Origin of the sequence: Aldersonia sp. NBC_00410, assembly GCF_026342035.1 — a bacterium.
Classification (GTDB): domain Bacteria; phylum Actinomycetota; class Actinomycetes; order Mycobacteriales; family Mycobacteriaceae; genus Aldersonia.
Map to the genome: position 1 here is coordinate 125,799 of NZ_JAPENM010000011.1, position 23,638 is coordinate 149,436.

General features: G+C 68.0%; 22 protein-coding genes. 14 read left to right on the plus strand and 8 right to left on the minus strand.

The window, feature by feature from the left end:
- Window positions 1-9 precede the first annotated feature (9 nt).
- The 3 genes from OG921_RS22825 to OG921_RS22835 are packed head-to-tail and all read left to right on the plus strand — an operon-like array spanning window position 10 to window position 2,339.
- Window positions 10-450, plus strand: coding sequence for a TfoX/Sxy family protein (locus OG921_RS22825; RefSeq protein ID WP_266114823.1), 441 nt, complete (start codon window positions 10-12; stop codon window positions 448-450).
- A complete protein-coding gene (locus OG921_RS22830) occupies window positions 447-1,790 on the plus strand; it encodes a DNA polymerase IV (protein WP_266114824.1) in 1,344 nt (447 codons plus the stop codon). Before OG921_RS22825 ends, OG921_RS22830 begins: the two co-directional genes overlap by 4 nt.
- A 51-nt stretch (window positions 1,791-1,841) precedes the next feature.
- Window positions 1,842-2,339 (plus strand): hypothetical protein, encoded by a 498-nt coding sequence (locus OG921_RS22835; RefSeq protein ID WP_266114825.1) that lies wholly within the window; start codon window positions 1,842-1,844, stop codon window positions 2,337-2,339.
- 71 nt (window positions 2,340-2,410) lie between these two features.
- Here OG921_RS22835 and OG921_RS22840 read toward each other — a convergent pair whose 3' ends face one another.
- Both OG921_RS22840 and OG921_RS22845 read right to left on the minus strand, forming a co-directional pair.
- Entirely contained in the window at window positions 2,411-3,148 is a 738-nt protein-coding gene (locus OG921_RS22840; RefSeq protein ID WP_266114826.1) for a hypothetical protein, read from the minus strand.
- Window positions 3,136-4,059, minus strand: coding sequence for a hypothetical protein (locus OG921_RS22845; protein WP_266114827.1), 924 nt, complete (start codon window positions 4,057-4,059; stop codon window positions 3,136-3,138). The genes OG921_RS22840 and OG921_RS22845 overlap by 13 nt, the downstream gene beginning before the upstream one ends.
- A 234-nt stretch (window positions 4,060-4,293) precedes the next feature.
- Between OG921_RS22845 and lspA the strand changes: the two genes are divergently transcribed.
- From lspA to OG921_RS22860, 3 genes are read left to right on the plus strand one after another with little or no spacing between them, the layout of a single operon-like run.
- Window positions 4,294-4,764 (plus strand): signal peptidase II, encoded by a 471-nt coding sequence (gene lspA, locus OG921_RS22850; protein WP_266114895.1) that lies wholly within the window; start codon window positions 4,294-4,296, stop codon window positions 4,762-4,764.
- Window positions 4,761-5,687, plus strand: coding sequence for an RluA family pseudouridine synthase (locus OG921_RS22855; RefSeq protein WP_266114828.1), 927 nt, complete (start codon window positions 4,761-4,763; stop codon window positions 5,685-5,687). The genes lspA and OG921_RS22855 overlap by 4 nt, the downstream gene beginning before the upstream one ends.
- Window positions 5,680-6,336 (plus strand): hypothetical protein, encoded by a 657-nt coding sequence (locus tag OG921_RS22860; protein ID WP_266114829.1) that lies wholly within the window; start codon window positions 5,680-5,682, stop codon window positions 6,334-6,336. The genes OG921_RS22855 and OG921_RS22860 overlap by 8 nt, the downstream gene beginning before the upstream one ends.
- 2 nt (window positions 6,337-6,338) lie before the next feature.
- Here the strand turns inward: OG921_RS22860 and OG921_RS22865 are convergent, their stop codons facing one another.
- Together OG921_RS22865 and OG921_RS22870 are read right to left on the minus strand one after the other, a co-directional pair.
- Window positions 6,339-7,259 carry an alpha/beta fold hydrolase gene (locus OG921_RS22865; protein WP_266114830.1) on the minus strand — a complete coding sequence of 307 codons (921 nt, stop codon included), beginning with the start codon at window positions 7,257-7,259 and terminating at the stop codon, window positions 6,339-6,341.
- A complete protein-coding gene (locus OG921_RS22870; protein WP_266114831.1) occupies window positions 7,256-8,116 on the minus strand; it encodes a PhzF family phenazine biosynthesis protein in 861 nt (286 codons plus the stop codon). The genes OG921_RS22865 and OG921_RS22870 overlap by 4 nt, the downstream gene beginning before the upstream one ends.
- A gap of 37 nt (window positions 8,117-8,153) precedes the next feature.
- Between OG921_RS22870 and rarD the strand changes: the two genes are divergently transcribed.
- Window positions 8,154-9,116: an EamA family transporter RarD gene (gene rarD / locus OG921_RS22875; RefSeq protein WP_266114832.1), complete on the plus strand. Its 963-nt coding sequence runs from the start codon at window positions 8,154-8,156 to the stop codon at window positions 9,114-9,116.
- Here rarD and OG921_RS22880 read toward each other — a convergent pair.
- On the minus strand, window positions 9,042-10,457 hold the full coding sequence (locus OG921_RS22880) for an alkaline phosphatase PhoX (protein ID WP_266114833.1): 1,416 nt from the start codon (window positions 10,455-10,457) through the stop codon (window positions 9,042-9,044). The genes rarD and OG921_RS22880 overlap by 75 nt on opposite strands.
- A 193-nt stretch (window positions 10,458-10,650) precedes the next feature.
- Between OG921_RS22880 and OG921_RS22885 the strand changes: the two genes are divergently transcribed.
- Together OG921_RS22885 and dnaE are read left to right on the plus strand one after the other, a co-directional pair.
- Complete coding sequence (locus OG921_RS22885; protein ID WP_266114834.1) at window positions 10,651-10,815, plus strand: DUF5302 domain-containing protein; 165 nt, start codon at window positions 10,651-10,653, stop codon at window positions 10,813-10,815.
- 97 nt (window positions 10,816-10,912) lie between these two features.
- The gene (gene dnaE, locus OG921_RS22890; RefSeq protein ID WP_266114896.1) at window positions 10,913-14,449 is read left to right on the plus strand and encodes a DNA polymerase III subunit alpha; all 3,537 of its coding nucleotides are present in this window, start codon (window positions 10,913-10,915) and stop codon (window positions 14,447-14,449) included.
- Window positions 14,450-14,452: 3 nt separating this feature from the next.
- Here the strand turns inward: dnaE and OG921_RS22895 are convergent, their stop codons facing one another.
- Window positions 14,453-15,625 (minus strand): ROK family protein, encoded by a 1,173-nt coding sequence (locus tag OG921_RS22895; RefSeq protein WP_266114835.1) that lies wholly within the window; start codon window positions 15,623-15,625, stop codon window positions 14,453-14,455.
- A gap of 129 nt (window positions 15,626-15,754) precedes the next feature.
- Between OG921_RS22895 and zwf the strand changes: the two genes are divergently transcribed.
- Genes zwf through eda form a run of 3 tightly spaced genes read left to right on the plus strand, consistent with a single transcriptional unit; the run spans window position 15,755 to window position 19,691 of the window.
- Window positions 15,755-17,236: a glucose-6-phosphate dehydrogenase gene (gene zwf / locus OG921_RS22900; protein WP_266114836.1), complete on the plus strand. Its 1,482-nt coding sequence runs from the start codon at window positions 15,755-15,757 to the stop codon at window positions 17,234-17,236.
- Window positions 17,233-19,065, plus strand: coding sequence for a phosphogluconate dehydratase (gene edd / locus OG921_RS22905; RefSeq protein WP_266114837.1), 1,833 nt, complete (start codon window positions 17,233-17,235; stop codon window positions 19,063-19,065). The genes zwf and edd overlap by 4 nt, the downstream gene beginning before the upstream one ends.
- Before the next feature lie 11 nt (window positions 19,066-19,076).
- A complete protein-coding gene (gene eda / locus OG921_RS22910; protein ID WP_266114838.1) occupies window positions 19,077-19,691 on the plus strand; it encodes a bifunctional 4-hydroxy-2-oxoglutarate aldolase/2-dehydro-3-deoxy-phosphogluconate aldolase in 615 nt (204 codons plus the stop codon).
- On the opposite strand, the gene OG921_RS22915 is transcribed toward eda, so the two are convergent.
- Window positions 19,688-19,942, minus strand: a complete 255-nt coding sequence (locus tag OG921_RS22915; RefSeq protein WP_266114839.1) for a hypothetical protein — start codon at window positions 19,940-19,942, stop codon at window positions 19,688-19,690. The two genes, eda and OG921_RS22915, sit on opposite strands and share 4 nt — an antisense overlap.
- Window positions 19,943-20,071: 129 nt before the next feature.
- Here OG921_RS22915 and OG921_RS22920 point away from each other — a divergent pair, with 129 nt between their 5' ends.
- Together OG921_RS22920 and ilvA are read left to right on the plus strand one after the other, a co-directional pair.
- Window positions 20,072-20,506 carry a nitroreductase family deazaflavin-dependent oxidoreductase gene (locus OG921_RS22920; protein ID WP_266114840.1) on the plus strand — a complete coding sequence of 145 codons (435 nt, stop codon included), beginning with the start codon at window positions 20,072-20,074 and terminating at the stop codon, window positions 20,504-20,506.
- 61 nt (window positions 20,507-20,567) lie between these two features.
- The gene (ilvA, locus tag OG921_RS22925) at window positions 20,568-21,887 is read left to right on the plus strand and encodes a threonine ammonia-lyase IlvA (protein WP_266114841.1); all 1,320 of its coding nucleotides are present in this window, start codon (window positions 20,568-20,570) and stop codon (window positions 21,885-21,887) included.
- 22 nt (window positions 21,888-21,909) lie between these two features.
- On the opposite strand, the gene treZ is transcribed toward ilvA, so the two are convergent.
- A complete protein-coding gene (gene treZ, locus OG921_RS22930; protein WP_266114842.1) occupies window positions 21,910-23,637 on the minus strand; it encodes a malto-oligosyltrehalose trehalohydrolase in 1,728 nt (575 codons plus the stop codon).
- Window position 23,638: the final 1 nt, after the last annotated feature.

Here is a 23,638-nt window from a genome sequence, read left to right on the forward strand (position 1 = left end):
GCGGGTTCGATGCGACGCGTCTTCGACGTGTCGGTATCCATGCGACACGTCTTCGACGTGTCGGTATCCATGCGACACGTCTTCGACGTGTCGGTGAGTCGGCGTAGCTTTCTTCCCGTGAGCACCCGACGGGAAACGATCGACCTCGTGCTCGAGCAGCTGCGTCCGCTCGACGTGCGTAGCCACCCGATGTTCGGTGAGTACGCGCTGTACTGCGACGAAAAGGTGGTCGGCTTCGTCTGTGACGACACCCTGCTGATGAAGATCACCACCGTGTCGCCGGAGTTCGCGGCCGAGCTCCCATTCGGCCGTCCGTACCCGAACGCCAAGGACTACCACGCGGTCCCGGCCGAGCGGCTCGCCGACATCGACTGGCTGCAGGCCTTCGTGCAGGCCACCGCCGACGTGCTGCCCATCCCGAAACCGAAAAAGTCCCGCGCAAAGACGTGACTGATCCGACGCGCAGTGCCCGGTGGGTGCTGCACCTCGATATGGACGCGTTCTTCGCCTCGGTCGAGCAACTCACTCGGCCGACATTGCGTGGCCGTCCGGTCCTGGTCGGGGGGACCGGCGGCCGCGGCGTCGTCGCCGGCGCGAGCTACGAGGCGCGGGTGTTCGGCGCGCGTTCGGCGATGCCGATGCATCAGGCCCGCCGGCTCGTCGGCGCGACCGCAGTGGTGTTGCCACCGCGGGGCAGCCTGTACTCGGCGATGAGCAAGACCGTGTTCGACACCGTTCGCGAGCGGCTGCAGGTACTGGAGCAGCTGTCCACCGACGAGGCGTTCGGCGAGCCCGCCGAGCTCATCGGGGCCGACGCGGCGACCGTCTGGGGGTACTGCGAACAGTTGCGCGCCCATGTCCGCGAACGCACCGGACTTGTCGCCTCGATCGGCGCGGGCAGTGGCAAACAGATCGCCAAGATCGCCTCGGGACTGGCCAAGCCCGACGGGGTCCGGGTGGTGTCGCCGGCCGAACAGCACGACCTGTTCGCCGCGCTGCCGGTGCGCAAGCTGTGGGGGATCGGGCCGGTCGGCGAAGCGAAGCTGCGCCGGCTGGGCGTCGAGACGATCGGCGCGTTCGCCGCGATGCCCGAATCCGAGGTCGCATCGCTGCTCGGCGGCACCGTCGGCCCCGCGCTGCATCGGCTGGCGCGTGGTATCGATGACCGGGCCGTGGAGGAGCGCGCCGAGGCCAAGCAGATCTCGGCGGAAACGACGTTCGCCGCCGACCTCGTCACGCTCGGGGAGCTGCGTGCGGCGATCGAGTCGCTGGCCGCGTCGGCGCACCGCCGCCTCGGCAAGGACGGTCGCGCCGCCCGCACCGTCGTGCTCAAGCTGAAGAAGACCGATATGAGCGTGCTCACCCGCTCGGTGACGCTGCCGGCCGCGACGACCGAGCTCGCGACCCTCGCCGCCGCCGCGCAACGATCGGCGATCGACCCGGTCGAGCTGGGGCCGGTCCGGCTCGTCGGCGTCGGCTACGGCGGACTGTCCACCGTGCGGCAGACCTCGCTGTTTCCCGAGCTGGACCTGCCCTTCGAACCGGACGCCGCGACCGACCACGATCCTGACGACGAGGCCACCGAACTCGAGACTGCCGCCGAACAACTGTGGCGTCCGGGCCTCGACGTATGCCATATCGAGTTCGGGCACGGCTGGGTGCAGGGCGCCGGCCACGGGGTGGTCACCGTGCGGTTCGAGACCCGCTCCACGGGCCCCGGACCGGCCCGAACGTTCCCGGCGGACGCGTCCGGCCTGGTCGGAGCCGATCCGCTGGACAGTCTGCGATGACAGGTAGCCTGGGCACGAACCGCGAAACCGTACGACGCAAAGGACGGGCAATTGAAGTTTAGGAAGACCAGTAGGGCAGTGGTTGCGGGGATGGCGGTAGTCGCCGCTCTCACCATGACGGCGTGTAGTTCCGACGATGACAACGGCGGAAGCAGCACCACCACCAAGGCGACGACGAGCGCGAGCACAGCGCAGGCCGACGTCCCACCGGTGCCGACGGTCGAAGACCTCAACGCCGAGTTGCAGCGCGCGCTCGACCCGTCGGTGCCGTCCGCGGAGAAGGCAGAGATGGTCCAGGGCGCCGAGGCCGATCCGGAGCTGCCCAACACTCTTGCGCAGGCCTACCAGCAGTCCGGCGCCACCATCGTGGTGACCGGCGTGCAGGACCTCGGCGGATCGCTGCAGGCCAACGCCGACTTCACGATCAACGGTCAGACGAACCCGGTCACGGTGCCGTTCGTCGCCGAGGACGGCAAGTGGAAGATCGAGAAGACCTGGGCCTGCTCGGCGCTGATGAATCTGCAGATTCAGTCGCCTGCCTGCGTCTGACGTACGAATCGCGAAATGCCGGTACCCGCTCGGGTACCGGCATTTTCGTTTTCGCGGTGGGTCCCGTTCGGCTACTGGGCGGGACCGCGCAACCGATCGGCCTGCGTCTGTGCCAGGCCGGTGAGCAGCGCGCCGTCGACCGGTGACGTCGCGGTCGCGGAAAGCTGGAAGACCGTCGAACCGACCACGCCGATGACGACATCGGAGGTCAGTGTCAGCCCGTCGCTCATGGTCGTCACGCGGACCGATCGGGAGGAATCGCCGACTCTGGGCCCGCTGAGGTCGGCGATGCGGTACTCGACGGTGACACCGTCGGCATCGGTGCCGGAGTAGGCCGTGCACCGACCGAGCAATTGCTGCACCGAGTCGAAGACAGCGGCGACGCTGTCGGCCGGGTAGCTCGCCGCGTCGATATCGATGCTGGAAAACCCCGGGCCGCCGAACCGTTCACCGGCCTCGGCAGGCCCACCCGGTGCCTGATCGGCAATCGGTGCGAGGACGCCGGCGCACTCGGCGGGATCGGTGTGCGACTGGTCCGCCGGCGGATCGTCGGTCGCGGCGCCGCCGGGATCGGTCGGCAGGTCGAGGGACGCGTAGCCGGGTGGGAGATCCGCTGCGGTGAGCAACTCGGCGGCGAGCGCCGTGGAGTCGGCAATCGGTGGCGCGGTGGCCACGCCGGGCGCGGTCACCGCCGGCTGCAGCGGCGCCGGCGCGGTGCCGGGAGTGGTTTCGGTGTCGGACCCGCAGCCCGCCACGGCGAGGGTCACCGCCGCCCAGGCCACGCACAGCCGTGCAGCTACTTCAGCCACTGCACCGTTGTGTTGATGGTCTGATTCAGGTGTGTCACGTCGTTGGGCACGTGGTAGGCCTGCTGACCGGCCATCGTGACGGTGCCCTCCACCGGCAGCGGCATCCGGAGGTCGATCGTCACCTGTCCGGTGCCGTGCATATCGTATCGATCGATGTCGAGCATGCCCGCACCGTTGGGCAGGTTCCACACGTCCCCGCGCGGGGTCTGCGCCACGTCGAGCCCGATGGTGAGCACGTCGCCGTCGCGGGCGAGCAGGGACGCGGTGGCGACCTGGTCGAGCGTCACTCCGCCGGTGATCTGTTGTTCGATCGTCCACACTGCGCCGACTCCGAGATCGGCGTCGGGAAACACCACGGTCTGGTAGACGGCCTGGTAGAACGCCTGCTCGATCGCCCGGCGAGCCGAGTCGGACGCGTCGGCGGCGGGCGTGATCTGCAATGAGGTGACCGCGCCGTTGGCCGCGAACGTGAGCCCGGCGTGCGAACCCTCCGCGACGGCGAGCGCCTGTTGCAGGTTGGCGTCCGGGCACGTGATCGCGCCGATGATGAGGTCGACACCGCCGTCGGCCATCGTCGCCGCGAGCGGCATCGTCATCGGCGGAGTGGAGAAGTTCTGGTCGGGCTGGTTGTCCACCTGCTGGTGCACGCCGTTCTCGGTGTGCAGCGTGGCGTTCTGCTCGGTGCCGGGCGCAGAACTCGGCGTGAGCCGGCTGCGCGGTTCGGCCCCGGGATCGAGCACATGGGTCTGCACGGGCGGGATGGGGACGGTGACTTCGTTCGCGGCGGGTTCCACGTCGTCGGTGTCGGAGTTACCTGCCGAGCCGCTGCATCCCGAAACCAGGGTTGCGCAGCCCACTGCCACTGCTACGAACAGCGCGCCGCAGCGCGCGGGGATCAACAACGCCGCCACACGCACAGGCTACGGGCCGACCCTGAGCATCGGATGTGAGGTTGGGGCCGCGACCGGCCGGAATGCGGACCGGCGGTGCCGATGAGGGATGATGGCCCGGTGAGTACCGATCGACCGACGGATGGCGACCCGGCTGTAACCCCGGGGGGCGACGCGCCCGTAACCCCGGGGGGCGACGCGCCCGGCACGCCGACCGCTGTGGATGGCACGGCGCGTCCACCGTTGCGGCTGCGCATGCTGCTGACCGTGGGGGCGGCCGTCATCGCGCTCGATGTCCTGACCAAATGCCTCGTCGTCGCGAACATCGAACCGGGCAATCCGGTGCACGTCATCGGTGACCTCGTCACCCTGAAGCTGGTACGCAATCCCGGCGCCGCGTTCTCCATGGCAACCGGAATGACGTGGCTGCTCACGATCATCGCCGTCGCGGTCGTCATCGGTGTGATCCGGATGGCGCGTCGGCTGCGCTCGCCGTGGTGGGCACTCGGCCTCGGCCTGGTGCTCGGTGGTGCGATCGGGAACCTCATCGACCGCTTCTTCCGTTCGCCCGGTCCGCTGCGTGGTCACGTCGTCGACTTCGTATCGGTGGGCTGGTGGCCGGTGTTCAACGTCGCGGATTCTGCCGTGGTGTGCGGCGCGATTCTGATGATCGCGCTCACCCTGTTCGGTTACGAACCGGACGGCAGCCGAAGGCCGGCCGCATGAGGGAAAGCCGGTCCATGCCGGTTCCGGACGGCCTGGACGGTATGCGGGTCGACGCCGGCCTGTCCCGCCTGCTGGGACTGTCCCGCACCGCAGTCGCGGCGTTGGCCGAGGAAGGCGCCGTCGCCATCGACGGTGTGCCGGTGGCGAAGTCGGAGAAGCTTGCTGCCGGCGCGTGGCTCGAGGTCGAACTGCCCGAGCCGAAGCGCCCGCTCAGCGTCGATCCCAAACCCGTCGAGGGCATGGACATCCTCTACGCCGACGACGACATCGTCGCCGTCGACAAGCCCGTCGGTGTGGCCGCGCATACCGGGGTCGGCTGGTCCGGTCCCACCGTGGTGGGCGGACTCGCGGCCGCGGGCTACCGGATCTCCACTTCGGGGGCGCACGAGCGCCAAGGCATCGTGCACCGGCTCGACGTCGGTACCTCGGGCGTGATGGTGGTCGCGACCTCCGAGCGCGCCTACACGGTGCTCAAGCGCGCGTTCAAGGAGCGGACCGTGGACAAGCGATACCACGCGCTCGTGCAAGGGCACCCCGATCCGAGCAGCGGCACCATCGACGCCCCGATCGGGCGGGCGCGCGGTAACGACTGGAAGTTTGCGGTCACCGCCGACGGCAGGCCGAGCGTCACGCACTACGACACGGTGGAGGCGTTTCAGGCGGCGAGTCTGCTCGACATCCATCTCGAAACCGGTCGGACACACCAGATTCGGGTGCATTTCGCGGCGATTCACCACCCGTGCTGCGGTGACTTGACCTACGGTGCGGATCCGAAGCTGGCCAAGCGGCTCGGTTTGGAGCGGCAGTGGCTGCACGCCCGAGCGCTCGGCTTTGCCCACCCGAGCGACGGCCGGTGGATCGAGATCACCAGCGCGTATCCGGCGGATCTGCAGAATGCGCTCGACGTTCTCCGGAATGCCTAGCCCGCGGACGCTTTTCACCGTCCTCGCGGTTCTCGTGCTGGCCGGAGCGCTCATCGCCTTCGGCGCACTCGCAGGTCCGCGTGACGGTGCTGTGATCACCGATCGGCTGGGACCGGAGCCGAACGAGGCGGTCGATGCGTACCTGGCGCGGGCGACCGAATCCCTGTCCGATGACACGTCCGATCCGCGTTTCGCACTCGTGTCGTTCACCACGACGCTCGCGCCCGCCGATGCGCTGGCCACGGTGGAAGGGGCGCGGGTCTCGGAGTTGATCCACCACGTGCCGATCCCACGAGTGCAGACACCGATCGTCGAGGTGGCGGTACCGGACAACGCGGATGCCGCGCTGCGGTCCGCCGACGCCGCCGCCGAACGAATCCGCAGTTCCGGGGCGGCGACCGAGCGGGCCGCGGCAGCGGCCGCGCTATCGGCGGATCGGCTCTCTGCCGGATGTGCCTGTGTCGCAGCGGCACTGGTACGCGCGGATGCCACGACGCTCGGCGAGATCGCGCGGCGCGACCGGGTACGCGCGGTGCAGGCTTTGCCGGCCGACGCGGTGTACGGCCGCTTCGCGGTGATGCCGCTGCTGCCCGAGCAGGACCGCGTCGTGGAACCGGGTCCCGACGATGGCGTGATTCCCCAACGCTGAACCTACTGTTCGACGAACGCCACGATCGCCTGGTGCACGGTCTCGGGCTGTTCGAGCTGCAGGAAGTGGCCGGCGTTCGCGACGTGGACCACCTCGCTGCCCGCGGGCAGGGCTTCGCCGACGCGGGCAGTCAATCCCACGGCGAGGCATCCGTCGTCGTCGCCGTGCAGGTAGAGCGTCTGCACCTCGGGGGCGGAGATCCAGTACCGCTGCGCATCGCGGTACCGAGCGGGTACCTTCCTCCGGCCCGCAACCGCACGGTAATACCCCAGCGCCGCAGCACGATTCGCCGGCGAGGCGAGGCTGGTCATGACATGGTCGAGATCCTCGGTCGCGTCATAACCGGGTGACCAGTGTCGCCATAGCAAGGGGATGAGCCGGTCGAGTGACCGCTCCGCGAGGCGGGGGATCTGATTGAACGCGATGTACCAGCTCATCCTCGACTGCTTCAGCAGCAGCAGCGCGAACCTCGGAGTGCGCCGCCACGACGCACGCTCCGGCTGCATCGCCGGGATCGGCGGTACCGCCAGCGAAACCACCCGGCGGAAGGGCGATTCCGGGAAGGCCCCGAGACCGTTCGCGGTGATCGCGCCCCAGTCGTGACCGATGACCACCGCACGCTCGTCGCCGCCGAGTGCACGGTGCACGCCGATCGCGTCGTCCATCAGGGCGCCGACGTGATAGCTGCCGTCACGGGGGATCTCCGATGGCGCGTAGCCGCGCGTGAACGGTGCCACGACCCTCCAACCGCGCGCTGCGAGCACGGGACCGAGGTGCCGCCACGTCCATGCGGTGTCCGGATAGCCGTGCAGGCAGACCGCGAGCGGTCCGTCCTCGGGCCCCCAGCACAGCGCGGTCAGGGAGACCTCGGGCAGATGTATCTCGACCGTCTGGGGACCGGGCCGTGTCGTCTCGTCGGTCACCGGGTCACCTCGTCGGGCAGGTACGCCGTTCCGTCGAGGAATCGGCGGCATGCACCGGTCAGCACGACGCGATCACCGGTCACCCGGCAGCGGACGGTGCCGCCGCGCCGAGAAAGCTGGCGAGCCACGAGTTCGGTGCGACCGAATTCGGCGGCCCAGAACGGTGCGAGTTGGGCGTGCGCGGAACCGGTCACCGGGTCCTCCTGGATGCCCACTGCGGGGGCGAAGAAGCGCGAGACGAAATCGACACCGGGCTCGTCGCCCTGTGCGGTGACTGCGACGCCGCGGTGCAACGGTGGGAACGCCGCAAAATCCGGTGTCACGCTTCGTACTTCGTCGGAGGTGGCGACCACGATGATCTCGTCGGTCGCGCGCAACGCACGCACGGCCGCCACCCCGAGCGCAGCCACGAGTTCGGCCGGGGGCTCGGTGGGCGCGGGCGGTTCGGCGGGCAGGTCCATGTCGAAACCGGCACCGCTGCGTTCGACTGTGTCGAATTGGGCATCGCTGCGCGCCACCTCCAACCACCCGCTGCGGGTGAAGAACGCCACCCGCGCTGCGTCTGCGTGCACGTCGGCGAGCAGGTGCGAGCCGGTGGCCAGCGTGGCATGGCCACACAAGTCCACTTCGGCGCCCGGGGTGAACCAGCGCAGGTGATAGGACGGACAGTCCGGCGCCGATCCCGCGTCGGGCGGCAAAGCGGCAGTGTAGAAGGCGGTTTCGGACAGATTGTTCTCCAGTGCGAGCTCCTGCAGTGTGGCGTCGGGCAGCCAGTGCGGCAGGGGCATCACGGCCGCGGGATTGCCCGAGAACGGTGTGTCGGCGAACGCGTCGATCTGGTACAGCGCGAGGTCCATGGCCTGCACGCTATCGGTTGCGCCTACGCTCGGGCAGGTGAAGCGACCGTGGTCGACCCCGGTGTCGGCGGGGCTCGCGGCCGGGGCCGGGGCGTACCTGTTGTGGGGCCTGTTCCCTGCCTACTTCGGTCTGCTCAAAGGGGTCGGTGCGCTCGAGGTACTCGCCTCGCGCATCGTCTTCACCCTCGTGGTGATGCTGATCGTGCTCGCGGTGCTCGGTCGCCTGGCCGAGATGCTCACCATCGCCCCGCGCACGTGGCTACTCGCTGCCGCCGCGTCGGCGGCGATTTCGGTGAACTGGGGCATGTATGTCTACGGCGTGGCGACCGATCGGGTGGTCGAATGCGCGCTGGGCTACTTCATCAATCCATTGGTGAGTGTCATGCTCGGCGTCGTCATCTTCCGCGAGCGGCTCACCCGCGCCCAGGTCACGGCCGTCGCGCTCGGCGCGGTGGCGGTCATCGTCCTCACCGTCGACTACGGTAGCCCGCCGGTGATCGCGCTGACACTGGCCTGCTCGTTCGCCACCTACGGGCTGATCAAGAAGGTGGTGCCGCTCGACCCGCTGCGCAGCCTGACCGCGGAGGGCATCGTGGGGGCGCCCTTCGCGCTCGGCTACCTGGTCTTCCTCGCCGTCACCGGCGCAGGCGCGTTCGTCACCGACGGCCTCCGCACCACGCTGCTGCTGATCGGCTGCGGGCCGATCACCACGATTCCACTGCTGCTCTTCGGCGCTGCGGCCCAACGGGTTCCACTGAGCACGATGGGACTGATGCAGTACCTGACACCCGCGTTGCAGATGGCGTGGGGAATCGCTGTGGTGCACGAGTCGATGCCCGCGTCGCGCTGGATCGGTTTCGCGCTGATCTGGCTGGCGCTGGCGATCTTCACGACAGACGCGCTGCGCCGGGCCCGTCGCACGCGGCTAAGTGCCCGAGGAACCGAACCCGCCGAGAGCGGGGCGCCAGGGGCCGGTGATCGCCAGAGTCAGGCCGGGTGACTGGATATTGGCGAACAGGATCTGGCCGTCGCCGCTGAATGCGGGTCCGCAGAACTCGCTCTCGTTGAGCTCGTTGCGGGCCATGGGGAACACCGATCCGTCGGCGGCCACTCCGATCAGGTGACTGATGCCCTCGCCGTCCTCGGCGAGGATCAGCCCGCCGTAGGGGGACACGGTGATGTTGTCCGGTCCGTCGTAGTGGGTATCCGCGGCCGGGTCCGGGTTGACGCCGAACAGGTTCTTCAGCGTGACGGTCTCGGTTCGCGGGTCGTAAAACCACACCTGCCCGTCGTGTTCGGCGGCGCTGCCGTCGCTGTTGCGCGCATAGCTGGCGACGAAGTAGGCGCCGCCGTCGGCCCACCACTGGCCCTCGAGCTTGCGGCTGCGGGTGATCGCGTCGTCGGTGAACTGCTTTCGCGTCGAGGCGGCGCGGGCGTCGCGGTCCGGAACCGGCACCCAGCGCACCGCGTAGCGCACGCCCGGGGCCGAAGCCACGGCGAGGTCGGGCACGAGCCGGTCACCGTCGTAACAGGTCATCGCGGTGAGTTCGCCCGCGGTGTCCCCGCCCGCTGCCTGCGCGAGAACTCGCAGCGCGTTGGGGCCGGGCCGGAACCCCGCCGGTGGCAACCAGCGGTAGTACAGCCCGTTCGGCCCGGTGGCGTCCTCGGTGAGGTAGATCGCGCCGGAACCCGGGTCCACCGCCACCGCCTCGTGGGCGTACCGGCCGAGGAACTTCAGCGGCACCGGACTCTTGCCGAGGTTCGTCGGTTGGCCGGCCGGATCGACCTCGAAAACGTAGCCGTGGTCGCGCGAGAACCCATGGCTGCCCGCGCGGTCCTCGGTTTCCTCGCAGGTCAGCCAGGTGCCCCACGGCGTGCTGCCGCCCGCGCAGTTGTTCACCGTGCCGGCCAGGCTCACGTACTGGCCGAGCCGGCGACCGTCCGCGCCGACCGTGGTGGTCGTGGTGCCGCCGCGCGCGGCCGGATCGTAGGTGAGACCCGCGACGGTCGGTACCCCGAACGGCTCGTTGCTGCCGATCTCGTGGTTGGTCACCAGGGTGCGCCCGAAGACGCCGTTGGCGTCGGGGTCACTCGGGACCGGACTGCCGTCGTCGAGCTTGGTCTCGCCGGATCGGTTGAGCACCGCGTAGGAGAAGCCCAGCGGCAGCGCGAGGATGCGGTTCGGGTCGGGAATCAGCGGGCCGTAGCCGAATGGCGGTGCAGCGCTGGCGATTTCGGGGCGCAAAAGCCCCTCCATACTGCCGGCGAGCGTAAGGCCGAGCCCGGCGAGTGTGGTTCGTTCGAGGAATCCACGACGATTGAATCCGACTGTCGGGGCCAACGTTACCTCCGGTCACGAGTTTGCGGACATACTGGACGCTAGGACGCCGCCCGCCGTGTTCGGTGGCGTGCGGGTTGCCCCCGTATGAACGGTCCGAGAATTCGCGGTACCCGGGACCGCCGGAAAAACCGGAGGCGGATTGCGCCCGTTCGGCGTAGTTTCAGCCGGTAATAACGACAGGGAGGAGCACAGGATGACCGCCGCCGACGACGATCAGAAGCGACGCTTCAAGGAAGCGCTCGACCGCAAGAATCACCAGAGCAAGACGGGGACCTCGCACCTGGACGGGCACGCCAAGGCCGACCATGCGCAGTCTTCCGCCTCGCACAAGCGGGAGTTCCGCCGCAAGAGCGGCTGAGTATCACAGCGCCTCATTCGTCACACCCCCGCGTGCCTCCTTCCGGTGTCGGTCCACCCGCCTAGACTGCCTAGGACGCGACACCGGAGGGATGGCCTTGGCAGACTCGTTCGTCCACCTGCACAACCACACCGAGTACTCGATGCTCGATGGTGCAGCCAAGATATCGCCGATGTTCGAAGAGGCGAAACGCCTGGACATGACCGCCGTCGGCATGTCCGACCACGGCAACATGTACGGCGCGTCGGAGTTTTACAACACCGCCAAGAAGTTCGATATCAAGCCGATCATCGGCATCGAGGCCTACGTCGCGCCCGCCTCGCGGTTCGATACCAAGCGCGTGCTGTGGGGCGATCGGGCCCAGAAGTCCGACGACGTGTCCGGCAGCGGTGCCTATACGCATATGACGCTGGTCGCGGAGAACTCGACCGGTCTGCTGAACCTGTTCAAGCTGTCGTCGCTGGCCTCGATCGAGGGTCAGCTCGGCAAGTGGGCGCGCATGGACGAAGAGCTCATCGCCCAGCATGCCGAGGGCATCATCGGCACCACCGGTTGCCCGTCGGGTGAGGTGCAGACCCGGCTGCGGCTCGGGCACGACCGCGAAGCCCTCGAGGCCGCCGCCAAATGGCAGGAGATCTTCGGCCCGGACAATTACTTCCTCGAGCTGATGGACCACGGACTCGACATCGAGCGCCGGGTCCGCGAGGGCCTGATCGATATCGGTCGCAAGCTCGAGATTCCGGCGTTGGCGACCAACGACTGCCATTACGTCACGAAGGACGCGGCGTCCAATCACGAAGCGCTGCTGTGCATTCAGACCGGAAAGACGCTGTCCGACCCCACCCGGTTCAAGTTCGACGGTGACGGTTACTACCTCAAGTCGGCCGCCGAGATGCGGGCGATCTGGGACAGCGAGGTGCCCGACGCGTGCGACTCGACGCTGTTGATCGCCGAGCGCGTCCAGCCCTACGACGACGTCTGGGCCTTCAAGGACCGAATGCCGATCTTCCCGGTGCCCGAAGGCGAGGACCAGGATTCCTGGTTGCGCAAGGAGGTCGACCGTGGCCTCGAGCGTCGTTTCCCCGCCGGTGTCCCCGACGAGTACTACACCCGCGCCTACTTCGAGCTCGACGTCATCAAGCAGAAGGGTTTTCCGGCCTACTTCCTGGTGGTCGGCGACCTGGTCTCGCATGCCAAGGAGGTCGGCATCCGGGTTGGACCGGGCCGTGGTTCGGCGGCCGGTTCGCTGGTTGCCTACGCCCTGGGCATCACCAATATCGACCCGATCCCGCACGGACTGCTGTTCGAACGGTTCCTGAACCCGGAACGCCCGTCCGCACCCGATATCGATATCGACTTCGACGATCGCCGCCGCGGCGAGATGGTGCGCTACGCCACCGAGAAGTGGGGCAGCGACCGCGTCGCGCAGGTCATCACGTTCGGCACCATCAAGACCAAGGCCGCGATCAAGGACTCGGCGCGAGTTCAGTTCGGCCAGCCCGGGTTTGCCATCGCCGATCAGATCACCAAGGCGCTCCCGCCGCCGATCATGGCCAAGGACATCTCGGTCTCCGGCATCACCGATCCCACCCATGAGCGGTACAAGGAAGCCGTCGAGGTTCGGCAGCTGATCGACACCAACCCCGACGTGGCCAAGATCTACCAGACCGCCAAGGGACTCGAGGGCCTGATCCGCAACGCGGGTGTGCATGCATGCGCGGTGATCATGTCGTCGGAACCGTTGATGGACTCGATCCCGGTATGGAAGCGCGCCCAGGACGGCGCCATCATCACCGGCTGGGATTACCCGTCGTGCGAGGCCATCGGCCTGCTGAAGATGGACTTCCTCGGTCTGCGCAACCTCACCGTCATCGGTGACGCGATCGACAACATCAAGGCCAACCGCAGCATCGATATCGATCTCGACACGCTTCCGCTGGAAGACCTGGCAACATACGAATTGCTTTCCCGCGGTGACACTCTCGGCGTGTTTCAGCTCGACGGCGGGCCGATGCGCGACCTGCTGCGGCGAATGCAGCCGACCGGCTTCAACGATATCGTCGCGGTGCTCGCGCTCTACCGCCCCGGCCCGATGGGCATGAACGCGCACAACGACTATGCCGACCGCAAGAACGGGCGCCAGCCCATCAAGCCCATCCATCCCGAACTCGAGGAACCGCTGCGCGACATCCTCGCCGAGACCTACGGCCTGATCGTCTACCAAGAACAGATCATGTTCATCGCGCAGAAGGTCGCCGGCTACTCGATGGGCCGAGCCGATGCGCTGCGCAAGGCCATGGGCAAGAAGAAGCTCGAAGTGCTCGAAGCCGAGTACGAGGGCTTCCGCGCGGGCATGACCAGTAACGGCTTTTCCGAGGCCGCGGTGAAGGCGTTGTGGGACACCATCCTTCCGTTCGCCGGTTACGCCTTCAACAAGTCGCACGCGGCCGGCTACGGCCTGGTGTCGTTCTGGACCGCCTACCTCAAGGCGAACTTCCCGTCCGAGTACATGGCCGGTCTGCTCACCAGCGTCGGCGACGACAAGGACAAGGCCGCGGTGTATCTCGCCGACTGCCGCCGGCTCGGGATCACCGTGCTGCCGCCGGACGTGAACGAGTCCGAGCTGAACTTCGCCTCGGTGGGGGAGGACATCCGGTTCGGTCTCGGCGCGGTACGCAACGTGGGCTCGAACGTGGTGACGTCGATCATCAATGCGCGCAACGCGAAAACGAAGTTCACCGACTTCTCCGACTACCTGAACAAGATCGATGCCCTGGCGTGTGCCAAGAAGGTCACCGAGTCGTTGATCAAGGCCGGTGCGTTCGACTCGATGGGGCACCCGCGCAAGGGTCTGCTCCTGATCCACTCGGACGCCATCGACGCGGTGATGGGGACGAAGAAAGCCGAGGCGATCGGCCAGTTCGACCTGTTCGGCGGCGGCGACGCAGACGACGCGATCGCCGGGGTGTTCGACGTGAAGATCCCGGACGAGGAATGGGACGCCAAGCATCGGCTCGCCCTGGAACGGGAAATGTTGGGGCTGTACGTGTCCGGACATCCACTCAACGGTGTGGAGCATTTGCTCGCGGCCCAGTCCGACACTCAGATCCCGAGCATCCTGGAAGGGGATGTGAAGGACGGTGCGCAGGTGATCGTCGGCGGCATTCTCGCGTCGGTGAACCGGCGGATCAACAAGAACGGCATGGCGTGGGCCTCCGCGCAGCTCGAGGACCTGGTCGGCGGGATCGAGGTGCTCTTCTTCCCGCAGTCGTATTCGGTCTATGGCATGGACATCGCCGAGGACACGGTCGTGTTGGTGAAGGGGCGCGTCTCGGTCCGCGACGATCGAGTGTCGCTGATCGCCAACGACCTTGCTGTGCCCGATCTTTCGGCGGTGGGTGTGGCGAAGCCGATCGCGGTGAGCATCGCCACCCGGATGTGCACACCCGACAAGGTCGGTGCCCTCAAGCGCGTACTGACCAGTCATCCCGGCACGTCGGATGTGCACCTGCGGCTGTTGAGCGGGGAGAAGGTGACCATGATGAAGCTGGACGACAGTCTGCGGGTCACGCCGTCGCCGGCACTGATGGGCGATCTGAAGGCGCTGCTCGGACCGAGCTGCCTGGCGACCTAGCCGCTACCCCGCGTCGATCGTCCGCGCACTCAGAACGTGATCGAGTATCAGTGCCGCACAACCCATCACGCCGGACTGCTCGCCGTGTAGCCACGGCAGGATGCGCAGTTCGCGGGTCGGGAGTGCGGCCGCGTTGCCATACAGCGTCTCGCGCAGGCCGGCCACCAGCGTGTCGTATGCCTGCGCCATGTCGCCGCCAACGATGATCGCGTCCGGGTTGAGCAGGTTCACCGCGGCGGCAAGCACCTCACCGAGATGCCGGCCGCTCTCGCGTAGCATCCGCCGCACCTCGGGATCGCCACCCAACGCGAGGTCGACAACATCGCGGATGTGCCCGACCGGACGGCCCTGCTGCTGCAGCGCGCGGACCAGGGCCCACCCGCCCGCGATCGCCTCCACACAGCCGGTGTCGCCGCATCGGCAGCGCACGCCTGCCGCGGCCGCGGTCTTCGTGTGACCCAGTTCCCCGGCCGCCCCGAGTGCGCCGCGCTGCAGTTTGCCGCCCGAGATGATCCCGGCGCCCAGCCCGGTCGAGGCCTTCACCAGCAGCATGTCCCGATAGCCCTCGCGACGATCGCGTCGCTCGGCCAGCGCCATGACGTTCGCGTCGTTGTCCAGCAGCACCGGCGCGTCGGTCAGCTTCCGGAGATATGGGGCCAGGGGCACCCCGTCCCAGCCGCTCATCACGGGGGAGTCCAGGCTGCAGCCGCGCTCGGTGTCGGCGGTCCCGGGAAGGGACAACCCCACTCCGAGGATTGGGGCCCCAGCGTGGCCCGACTCGGCGAGCAGCACTTCGAGCCGCTTCGCGAGGTCGGGCATCAGGTCGTCGGGGCCGATGCCGATTTCCTGGTCGACGTTGGTCATCGCGAGGATCTCGCCGTCGAGCCGGCACACCGCGAGCTGTGTGCGGCTGCGTCCGATCGCACCGACGAGCACCACGCCTGCGTCCGCATCGAACACCAGACGCACCGGCGGTCGCCCGCCGGTCGACGAACCGTCGGCTCGTTCGGTGACCAGGCCACGGGTCTGCAGATCCGATACCCGGGCCGCGACGGCGGTGCGCGACAGTCCGGTCACCCGGCCGACCTCGGCGCGGGTGTCCGCGATGCCGTCACGAATGAGCACGAAGACGTCGCCTACGGTCGCAACCGCCGTCGAGTGCCGTGACATGCGCATATGGCCATTGAAGCAACCGAAGTAACGTGCGGCAACTCCGACTTTTACCCAGAAAAAACATAAGTACGCTTTCCATCGGGCCAAAGTGTCTCTACGGTTGAGCACGACCGCCAGCCCTAAGGAGGCGTCATGCCGACAAGCACGCAGGCCGTGGATTCTTGTGATTTCGTGGTGTTCGGAGGGACCGGAGACCTCGCCGTCCGAAAGTTGTTGCCCGCCCTCTATCAGTGCGACCGCGCCGGTCGCCTGTCCATCCAGACCAGAATCGTCGCCGTATCGCGATCGGGTCTCGACACCGCCGGATACCGCGACAAGGTGCTCGGCGAACTCGCCCGATTCGTCCCCGCCGAATCGCTCGACGCGACGATAGCGGAGCGCTTTCTGGCTCGGCTGGACTACGCCACAGTCGACGTCTGCGACCCCGGCAGGTGGGACGAACTCGTCGAGGCGCTGCACGTCCGCCCCGGTACCACGAGGGTCTACTATCTCGCCTGCGCACCAGAGCTTTTCGGTCCGATCTGTGCCGGCCTGGCCGACCGAGGTCTGGTCGACGAGCGGTCCCGCGTCGTCTTGGAGAAGCCGATCGGCCATGACCTCGCCTCGGCGCGGGCCATCAACGACGCTGTGGGAGAGGTCTTCTCCGAATCGCAGATCTTCCGGATCGACCACTACCTCGGCAAGGAGAGCGTGCAGAACCTGCTGGTCACACGTTTCGCCAACACCGTGCTGGAGCCGTTGTGGAATTCCGGTTCGGTCGATCACGTACAGATCACCGTCGCCGAGACGCTCGGCGTCGGAAGTCGCGGCGGCTACTACGAATCCGCAGGTGCGCTGCGCGACATGATCCAGAACCATCTGCTGCAGGTGCTCTGCCTCGTTGCGATGGAGCCACCCACCTACGTCGGACGCGAAACCGTGCGCGACGAGAAGCTGAAGGTGCTGCAGGCGCTCGCGCCGCTCACCGCCGACGATGTCGCTACCCGCACGGTCGCAGGCCAGTACACCGCGGGCCTGGTGGACGGCGCGGCAGCACCGGCCTACACCGCCGAAGCCGACAATCCGGCGTCCCGTACCGAGACCTTCGCCGCGATCAAGGCGGAGGTGCGCAACTGGCGCTGGGCCGGCGTGCCGTTCTATCTGCGCACCGGCAAGCGGATGGCGCGGCGCACGTCGGAGATCGTGATCGCCTTCAAACCCGTTCCGCACCCGATGTTCCCGAACGCCACCGGCACCACCGAGCCGAACAAGCTGGTCATCCGGCTGCAGCCGGACGAGGGTATGCGGCTGCACATGACCGCGAAACAGCCGGGTCCGGGCGGGATCCGATTACGCCCCGTTTCGCTGAATCTCAACTACACCGACACATTCCGCACGCCGTCCCCGGATGCCTACGAGCGGTTGCTGATGGACGTCGTCAAGGGTGACCCCACGCTGTTCATGCGCCGCGACGAGGTGGAAGCGGCCTGGGCATGGGTGGAGCCGGTACTGGTCGGATGGCAGGAGTCCGAACGCGGGCCGCGCAGCTATCCCGCCGGTACCGACGGACCCACCGCCGCCAACACCCTGATCGAGCGCGACGGTCGAATCTGGCACGAAGGAGCAAGCGCGTGAGCGATATTCATCCGGTACTGCGGGACACCACCGAGCGCATCGCCGAGCGGAGCGCCCAGCAACGCGATGCGTACCTCGCTCGCATCGCGAACGCAGCACGACGTGGCCCTGCCCGCGGCCGCCTGGCCTGTGCGAACCTCGCGCACGGTTTCGCCGCCGCCGGCGAACAGAAACGCGCGTTGCGCGCCAACGTCAAGCCCAACATCGCCATCGTCTCCGCATACAACGACATGCTCTCCGCGCACAAGCCACTGGCGGAGTTCCCGGATCAGCTCAAGGCAGCGGTGATCGAGGCGGGCGGGATCGCGCAGTTCGCGGGCGGCGTACCGGCCATGTGTGACGGCATCACCCAGGGCCGTGACGGCATGCAATTGTCGCTGTTCAGTCGCGATGTGATTGCCATGTCCACCGCGATCGCGTTGTCGCACGACATGTTCGACGCGGTCCTGCTGCTCGGTGTCTGCGACAAAATTGTGCCCGGAATGCTCATCGGCGCACTCGGTTTCGGCCACCTGCCCGCGATGTTCGTCCCGGCCGGACCGATGACATCGGGACTGCCGAACGGGGAGAAGGCCAAGGTGCGCCAGCTCTACGCCGAGGGCAAGGTCGATCGCGACGCGCTGCTCGAGGCGGAAGCGCAGTCCTACCACGGCGACGGCACCTGCACGTTCTTCGGCACCGCGAACTCGAACCAGTTGCTGATGGAGGTGATGGGGCTGCACCTGCCCGGCTCGAGTTTCGTCAATCCCGGCACCCCGTTGCGTGCGGCGTTGACTGCCGAGGCCGGCCGCCGGGTGACCCGGCTTACCGATCTCGGCGACGACTACACCCCGCTCGGTGAATTGGTCGACGAACGTGCGATCGTCAACGCGTGTGTCGCGCTGCTCGCCACCGGCGGGTCGTCCAACCACACCATGCACCTGGTCGCCATTGCCCGGGCCGCCGGAATCACGTTGACCTGGAACGACATCGCGGAGCTGTCCGCGGTCGTGCCGTTGATGGCGCGGATCTACCCCAACGGCAGCGCGGACGTGAACCACTTCCACGCAGCGGGTGGACTCGGCTTCGCCGTCGGCTCGTTGCTCGATGCGGGCCTGCTGCACGAGGACGTGGCCACGGTCGCCGGTCGCGGCCTGCGCCGCTACACCGCGGAGCCCACGCTCGCCGCCGATCGCGTCGAGTGGCGCCCCGGCACGCGCACAAGCCTCGACACCGACGTATTGCGCAGCACCACGGATCCGTTCGCTGACGAAGGTGGCCTGCGGGTGCTCGACGGAAACCTGGGCGCAGCAGTGGTCAAGACATCGGCGCTTGCGCCGCAACACTTGACGGTGACCGCTGCGGCACGGGTGTTCGACGATCAGGCAGACTTCCTCGCGGCCTTCGCCGCGGACGAACTCGACACCGACCTGATCGCGGTGCTGCGCTACCAGGGGCCGCGGGCCAATGGCATGCCGGAACTGCACAAGCTCACCCCGGCCCTGGGTGTGCTGCAGGACCGCGGGCGGCGCGTCGCGCTGGTGACCGACGGCCGGATGTCGGGCGCGTCCGGAAACGTGCCGGCCGCAATCCATCTCACCCCGGAAGCGGCGTCGGGCGGTCCGCTCGCCAAGGTGCGCGATGGCGACCTGCTGACCCTGGACGCGGCCACCGGCGCACTGACCCTGCACCTTTCCGATGACGAACTCGCCGCGCGTCCCGAGACCGGGCGCCGGCTCGGTGACGACGAGTGGGTCGGCACCGGTCGGGAGATCTTCGCGACCATGCGTGCCACGGTCGGCCCGGCCGACCAGGGCGCCAGCATCTTTCCCTTCGCTACCCAGAACTGAGGAGATCAGAAATGACCGAATCGCTGCTCGACCGAGCACCCGTCGTTCCCGTCGTCGTCATCGACGACGTCGAGCACGCCATCCCGCTGGCCCGGGCGTTGGTGTTCGGCGGCCTGCCGGTGATCGAACTGACACTGCGCACGCCGGACGCGCTCGATGCGATCGAACGGATCGCCGCCGAGGTGCCGGAAATCCTCGTCGGTGCCGGCACCGTGGTCACGCCCGCGCAGGCCAAGCAGGCTGCCGACGCCGGTGCACAGTTCCTGGTCTCGCCCGGGAGCACGCCGGCGCTGCTGCGCGCGATGACCGACACCGGTCTGCCGCATCTACCCGGTGTGGCGACCGTCTCGGAGGTGCTCGGATTGCTCGAGGCGGGCTACACCGAGATGAAGTTCTTCCCGGCGCAGGCCTGCGGCGGCGCGAAGTTCCTCGCTTCGATCCATTCGCCCGTGCCGGCCGCGCGGTTCTGCCCGACCGGCGGCATCACTGCGGATAACGCCCCGGACTACCGCAAGCTGCCGAACGTTGGTTGCGTGGGCGGATCGTGGATCACGCCGTCGGACGCGCTCGACGCGCAGGACTGGACCGCGATCGCGGGCTATGCCCGCGGCGCGGCGCGCCTCTAAGTATTCGGCGCGGCGCGGCTCGGCGTGGGTGCCCGCCGCTCGCGAAGCAGGCCCAGCACCCAGACCACCGTGCCGGCCGCGGCGCCACCGAGCACGGCGACCTGGGCGGACTGGGTAGCCAATAGCGCGAAGAGGAGCACGACCAGGGCACCGGCGAGGGCTTCGAGCTTGTACAGCGGCCACACCGTCCCAGCGATCTCGATGCCGGTGCGGGGCGAACTTGCCGTTCCGGCGCGCTCCACGGTCGTCATGTTGTGAGGGTACTGCGCGGACTTGATTTCGGCCAGCCGAACTTTCGAGTTCAGTTGTGCAAGGCGCCTTCTCGCGTGTGGAAATCGCGTTCTCGGGAATAGTCGCCGTGCAGCATGGTTGCATCGGGCATGCCATTGATCGGTGAATACGAACCCAGTCCCAGCGCCTGGTCGCGCGAACAGGCGGAGACCTTCGAGCAGACCGACGGCCGCGAGGCCAACACCATGAAGGATGTGCCGATCATCCTGCTCACCACCAAGGGAGCCAAGACCGGCAAGCTGCGCAAGACGCCGCTCATGCGTGTCGAGCACGACGGCGAGTATGCCGTCGTGGCATCGCTCGGTGGCGCGCCGAAACACCCGGTCTGGTACCACAACATCGTCGCCGAACCGCATGTGGAACTGCAGGACGGCGCCGAGCGCCACGACTACACGGCGCGTGAGGTGCACGGCGAGGAGCGCGACCTGTGGTGGCAGCGGGCAGCCGAGGTCTGGCCGGATTACAACGAGTATCAGACCAAGACCGACCGGGTCATTCCGGTCTTCGTGCTGACCCGGCAGTAGCCCGAACGTCGGAAGCCACCCCGGTACCGGACCCGCCCGCGAAAGTGGCAGCATATTGCGGGTGTCCGGAACTCCGAACGTGACCGAGCCGACCGAATTGTCCACCGTGGTTACCGCGGAGGACATCGATGCTGCGAACGCGCGGATTTCGCCCGTCATTGCCGCCACTCCGCTGCAGCGCTGCGACCGGCTGTCCGCGGTCACCGGCGCGGAGATCTATCTCAAGCGTGAGGACCTCGGCGTGGTGCGCAGCTACAAGCTGCGCGGGGCCTACAACCTGATCGTTCAGCTCGATCCCGAGGAGCTGGCCAGGGGTGTCGTCACGGCCAGTGCGGGCAATCATGCCCAGGGTGTCGCGTTCGCGTGCAAGAGCCGCGGCATCAACGGGCGTATCTACGTGCCACGCAATACGCCGAAGCAGAAGCGCGACCGGATCCGCGTGCACGGTGGGGAGTTCGTCGAACTGATCGCGATCGGGGACACCTTCGACGACGCCGCGGCGGCCGCCCGGGACGACGTGGCACGCACCGGCGCGGTCATGGTCCCGCCGTTCGACGACCCACGCACCGTCGCCGGGCAAGGCACGATCGCGGCGGAGATTCTCGACCAGCTCGGCCGGGCGCCGGATCTGGTCGTGGTCCCGGTCGGGGGCGGCGGCTGCATCTCGGGCATCACGACCTACCTGCGCGAGCGCGCACCGCAGGCGAGTGTGCTCGGCATCGAGCCTGCGGGCGCGGCGTGCATGACCGCCGCGATCGTGGCGGGTGGTCCGGTGACGCTGCCCGAGATCGACCCGTTCGTCGACGGCGCCGCGGTTCGCCGCGCCGGGGACGTGACGCACGCGGCCATGGCCGCGCTTGGGGCGCGGGTCGGGTCCGTGACCGGTGCGCCCGGCGAACTCGCGCTGTCCCACGTCGACGAGGGTGCCATCTGCACCGCGATGCTCGAGCTGTACCAAAACGAGGGCATCATCGCCGAGCCGGCCGGCGCGCTCTCGATCGCCGCGCTGGCGTCCTTCCCGCCCGACCCCGGCTCGACGGTGGTGTGCCTGGTGTCCGGCGGCAACAACGACGTCTCTCGCTACGGCGAGATCGTGGAGCGCTCGCTGGTCCACCTCGGTCTCAAGCACTACTTCCTCGTCGACTTCCCGCAGGAGCCGGGCGCGCTGCGCCGCTTCCTCGACGAGGTGCTCGGCCCGGACGACGACATCACCTTGTTCGAGTACGTCAAGCGCAACAACCGGGAGACCGGCGCGGCGCTGGTCGGCGTCGAACTCGGTCGCCGCGATGGGCTCGAGCCGTTGCTGGAGCGGATGGACAAGTCGCGCTTGCAGATCGAGCAGCTCGAACCGGGTTCGCCGGCCTACCGCTACCTCACCTGAGCGAGCCCCTGCGCGCAGACGGCTACTGCTCGATCACCACGAACGAGTGCCCCGGCACGGTCGTCGCCGAGGCGGTCGGATTCGACGTCACCGGTTCCCACCACAGCACCGGCGTGCCCCCAACCGGCACATCCACCGCATCCGCGCCGAGGTTGCATACCACCCGCAACCGGCCGCGGTGCAGCACGATCCAGCGTGCGTCCTCGTCGTAGTCCACACCGAACTCGGTCAGCCACGGCTCGGTGATCTCTGCACGATCGTGTCGCAGCGCGAGCAGATCGCGGTAGCAACGCAGTAGCCGCGCGTGCCGATCCTCGTCGAGCTCGTTCCAGTTCAGCTTGGACCGCGCAAACGTCTGCGGATCCTGTGGATCCGGGACATCGTCTGTGTCCCAGCCGTGTTCGCCGAATTCTGCCTTGCGCCCCTGCGCGGTCGCCTCGGCGAGTTCGGGTTCGGGGTGGGAAGTGAAGAACTGGAACGGGGTGCTCGCGCCCCACTCCTCGCCCATGAACAGCATCGGCGTGAACGGGGCGAGCAGCGCGAGCGCCGCCTTCACCGCGAGCTGTCCGTCGTCGAGGTAGGCGCTCGGGCGGTCGCCGATCGCGCGGTTGCCCACCTGGTCATGGGTGTAGGTGTAGGCGAACAGCGAACTCGCCGGAATGTGCGCGATGTCCAGCGGGCGACCGTGCACACGGCCACGGAAGCTCGAATAGGTGCCGGCGTGGAAGAAGCCGTGCCCGAGGGTGAACGCCAGGCACGACATCGACCCGAAATCGCCGTAGTAGCCCTGCCGTTCGCCCGATACCGCGGCGTGGATCGCATGGTGGATGTCGTCGTCCCACTGCGCCTGCAGTCCGTAACCGCCTGCCGCGCGGGGAGTGATGAGCTTGGGGTCGTTGAGGTCGCTCTCGGCGATCAGCGTCAGCGGGCGCCCGATGTGCGCGGCGAGGGCCTCGGTGCGGATCGCGAGTTCCTCGAGCAGATGCACCGCGGTGGTATCGATGAGCGCATGTACCGCGTCCAGACGCAGCCCGTCGATGTGGAAGTCCCGCATCCAGCGCAGCGCGTTCTCGACGATGTAGCGCCGCACCTCTGCCGATTGCGGACCGGCCAGGTTGAGCGTCTGCCCCCAGGCGTTGCTGCCCTCGGTGAGGTAGGGGCCGTAGCGGTCGAGATAGTTGCCGGACGGACCGAGGTGGTTGTAGACCACGTCGAGCAGCACCGCCAGGCCATGTTCGTGGCAGGCATTGACGAAGCGCTGCAGGCCATCCGGTCCGCCGTAGGTCTCGTGCACCGCGTACCAGAGCACGCCGTCGTAGCCCCAGTTGTGCGTCCCGTTGAACGCATTCACCGGCATGATCTCGACGAACGAGACGCCGAGCGAGACGAGATGATCGAGCCGCTCGGTGGCGGCGTCGAACGTGCCCGCCGGGGTGAACGTGCCGATGTGCAGCTCGTAGACGACGCCACCGGCGAGCGGGCGACCCGTCCACGCGGAGTCCGTCCAGCCCGCGGGATCGAGCTCGTGGCGCTGCGATCGAGCGTGCACGCCGTCGGGTTGCCGCGGCGAGCGCGGGTCGGGCAGCACCGTGTCGTCGTCGTCGAGCAGGAAGCCGTAGCGAGCGTCGGGACCGGCGGCCACCTCGGCGCGCCACCACCCGTCCGGCGCGCGGCGCAGCGGATGCGGCGTGCCGTCCACCTCGACCCGCACCCGATCCGGGTTCGGCGCCCACACCTCGAAGACCGTCATC

What these genes read in the sequence shown, in the direction of transcription:
- OG921_RS22885 (WP_266114834.1), top strand. Translation starts at nt 10,651, where the DNA reads ATGACCGCCGCCGACGACGATCAGAAGCGACGCTTCAAGGAAGCGCTC.
- OG921_RS22915 (WP_266114839.1), bottom strand. Translation starts at nt 19,942, where the DNA reads ATGACGACCGTGGAGCGCGCCGGAACGGCAAGTTCGCCCCGCACCGGC.
- OG921_RS22825 (WP_266114823.1), top strand. Translation starts at nt 10, where the DNA reads ATGCGACGCGTCTTCGACGTGTCGGTATCCATGCGACACGTCTTCGAC.
- treZ (WP_266114842.1), bottom strand. Translation starts at nt 23,637, where the DNA reads ATGACGGTCTTCGAGGTGTGGGCGCCGAACCCGGATCGGGTGCGGGTC.
- OG921_RS22920 (WP_266114840.1), top strand. Translation starts at nt 20,072, where the DNA reads ATGCCATTGATCGGTGAATACGAACCCAGTCCCAGCGCCTGGTCGCGC.
- OG921_RS22895 (WP_266114835.1), bottom strand. Translation starts at nt 15,625, where the DNA reads ATGCGCATGTCACGGCACTCGACGGCGGTTGCGACCGTAGGCGACGTC.
- zwf (WP_266114836.1), top strand. Translation starts at nt 15,755, where the DNA reads ATGCCGACAAGCACGCAGGCCGTGGATTCTTGTGATTTCGTGGTGTTC.
- OG921_RS22860 (WP_266114829.1), top strand. Translation starts at nt 5,680, where the DNA reads ATGCCTAGCCCGCGGACGCTTTTCACCGTCCTCGCGGTTCTCGTGCTG.
- OG921_RS22870 (WP_266114831.1), bottom strand. Translation starts at nt 8,116, where the DNA reads ATGGACCTCGCGCTGTACCAGATCGACGCGTTCGCCGACACACCGTTC.
- lspA (WP_266114895.1), top strand. Translation starts at nt 4,294, where the DNA reads ATGCTGCTGACCGTGGGGGCGGCCGTCATCGCGCTCGATGTCCTGACC.
- eda (WP_266114838.1), top strand. Translation starts at nt 19,077, where the DNA reads ATGACCGAATCGCTGCTCGACCGAGCACCCGTCGTTCCCGTCGTCGTC.
- OG921_RS22855 (WP_266114828.1), top strand. Translation starts at nt 4,761, where the DNA reads ATGAGGGAAAGCCGGTCCATGCCGGTTCCGGACGGCCTGGACGGTATG.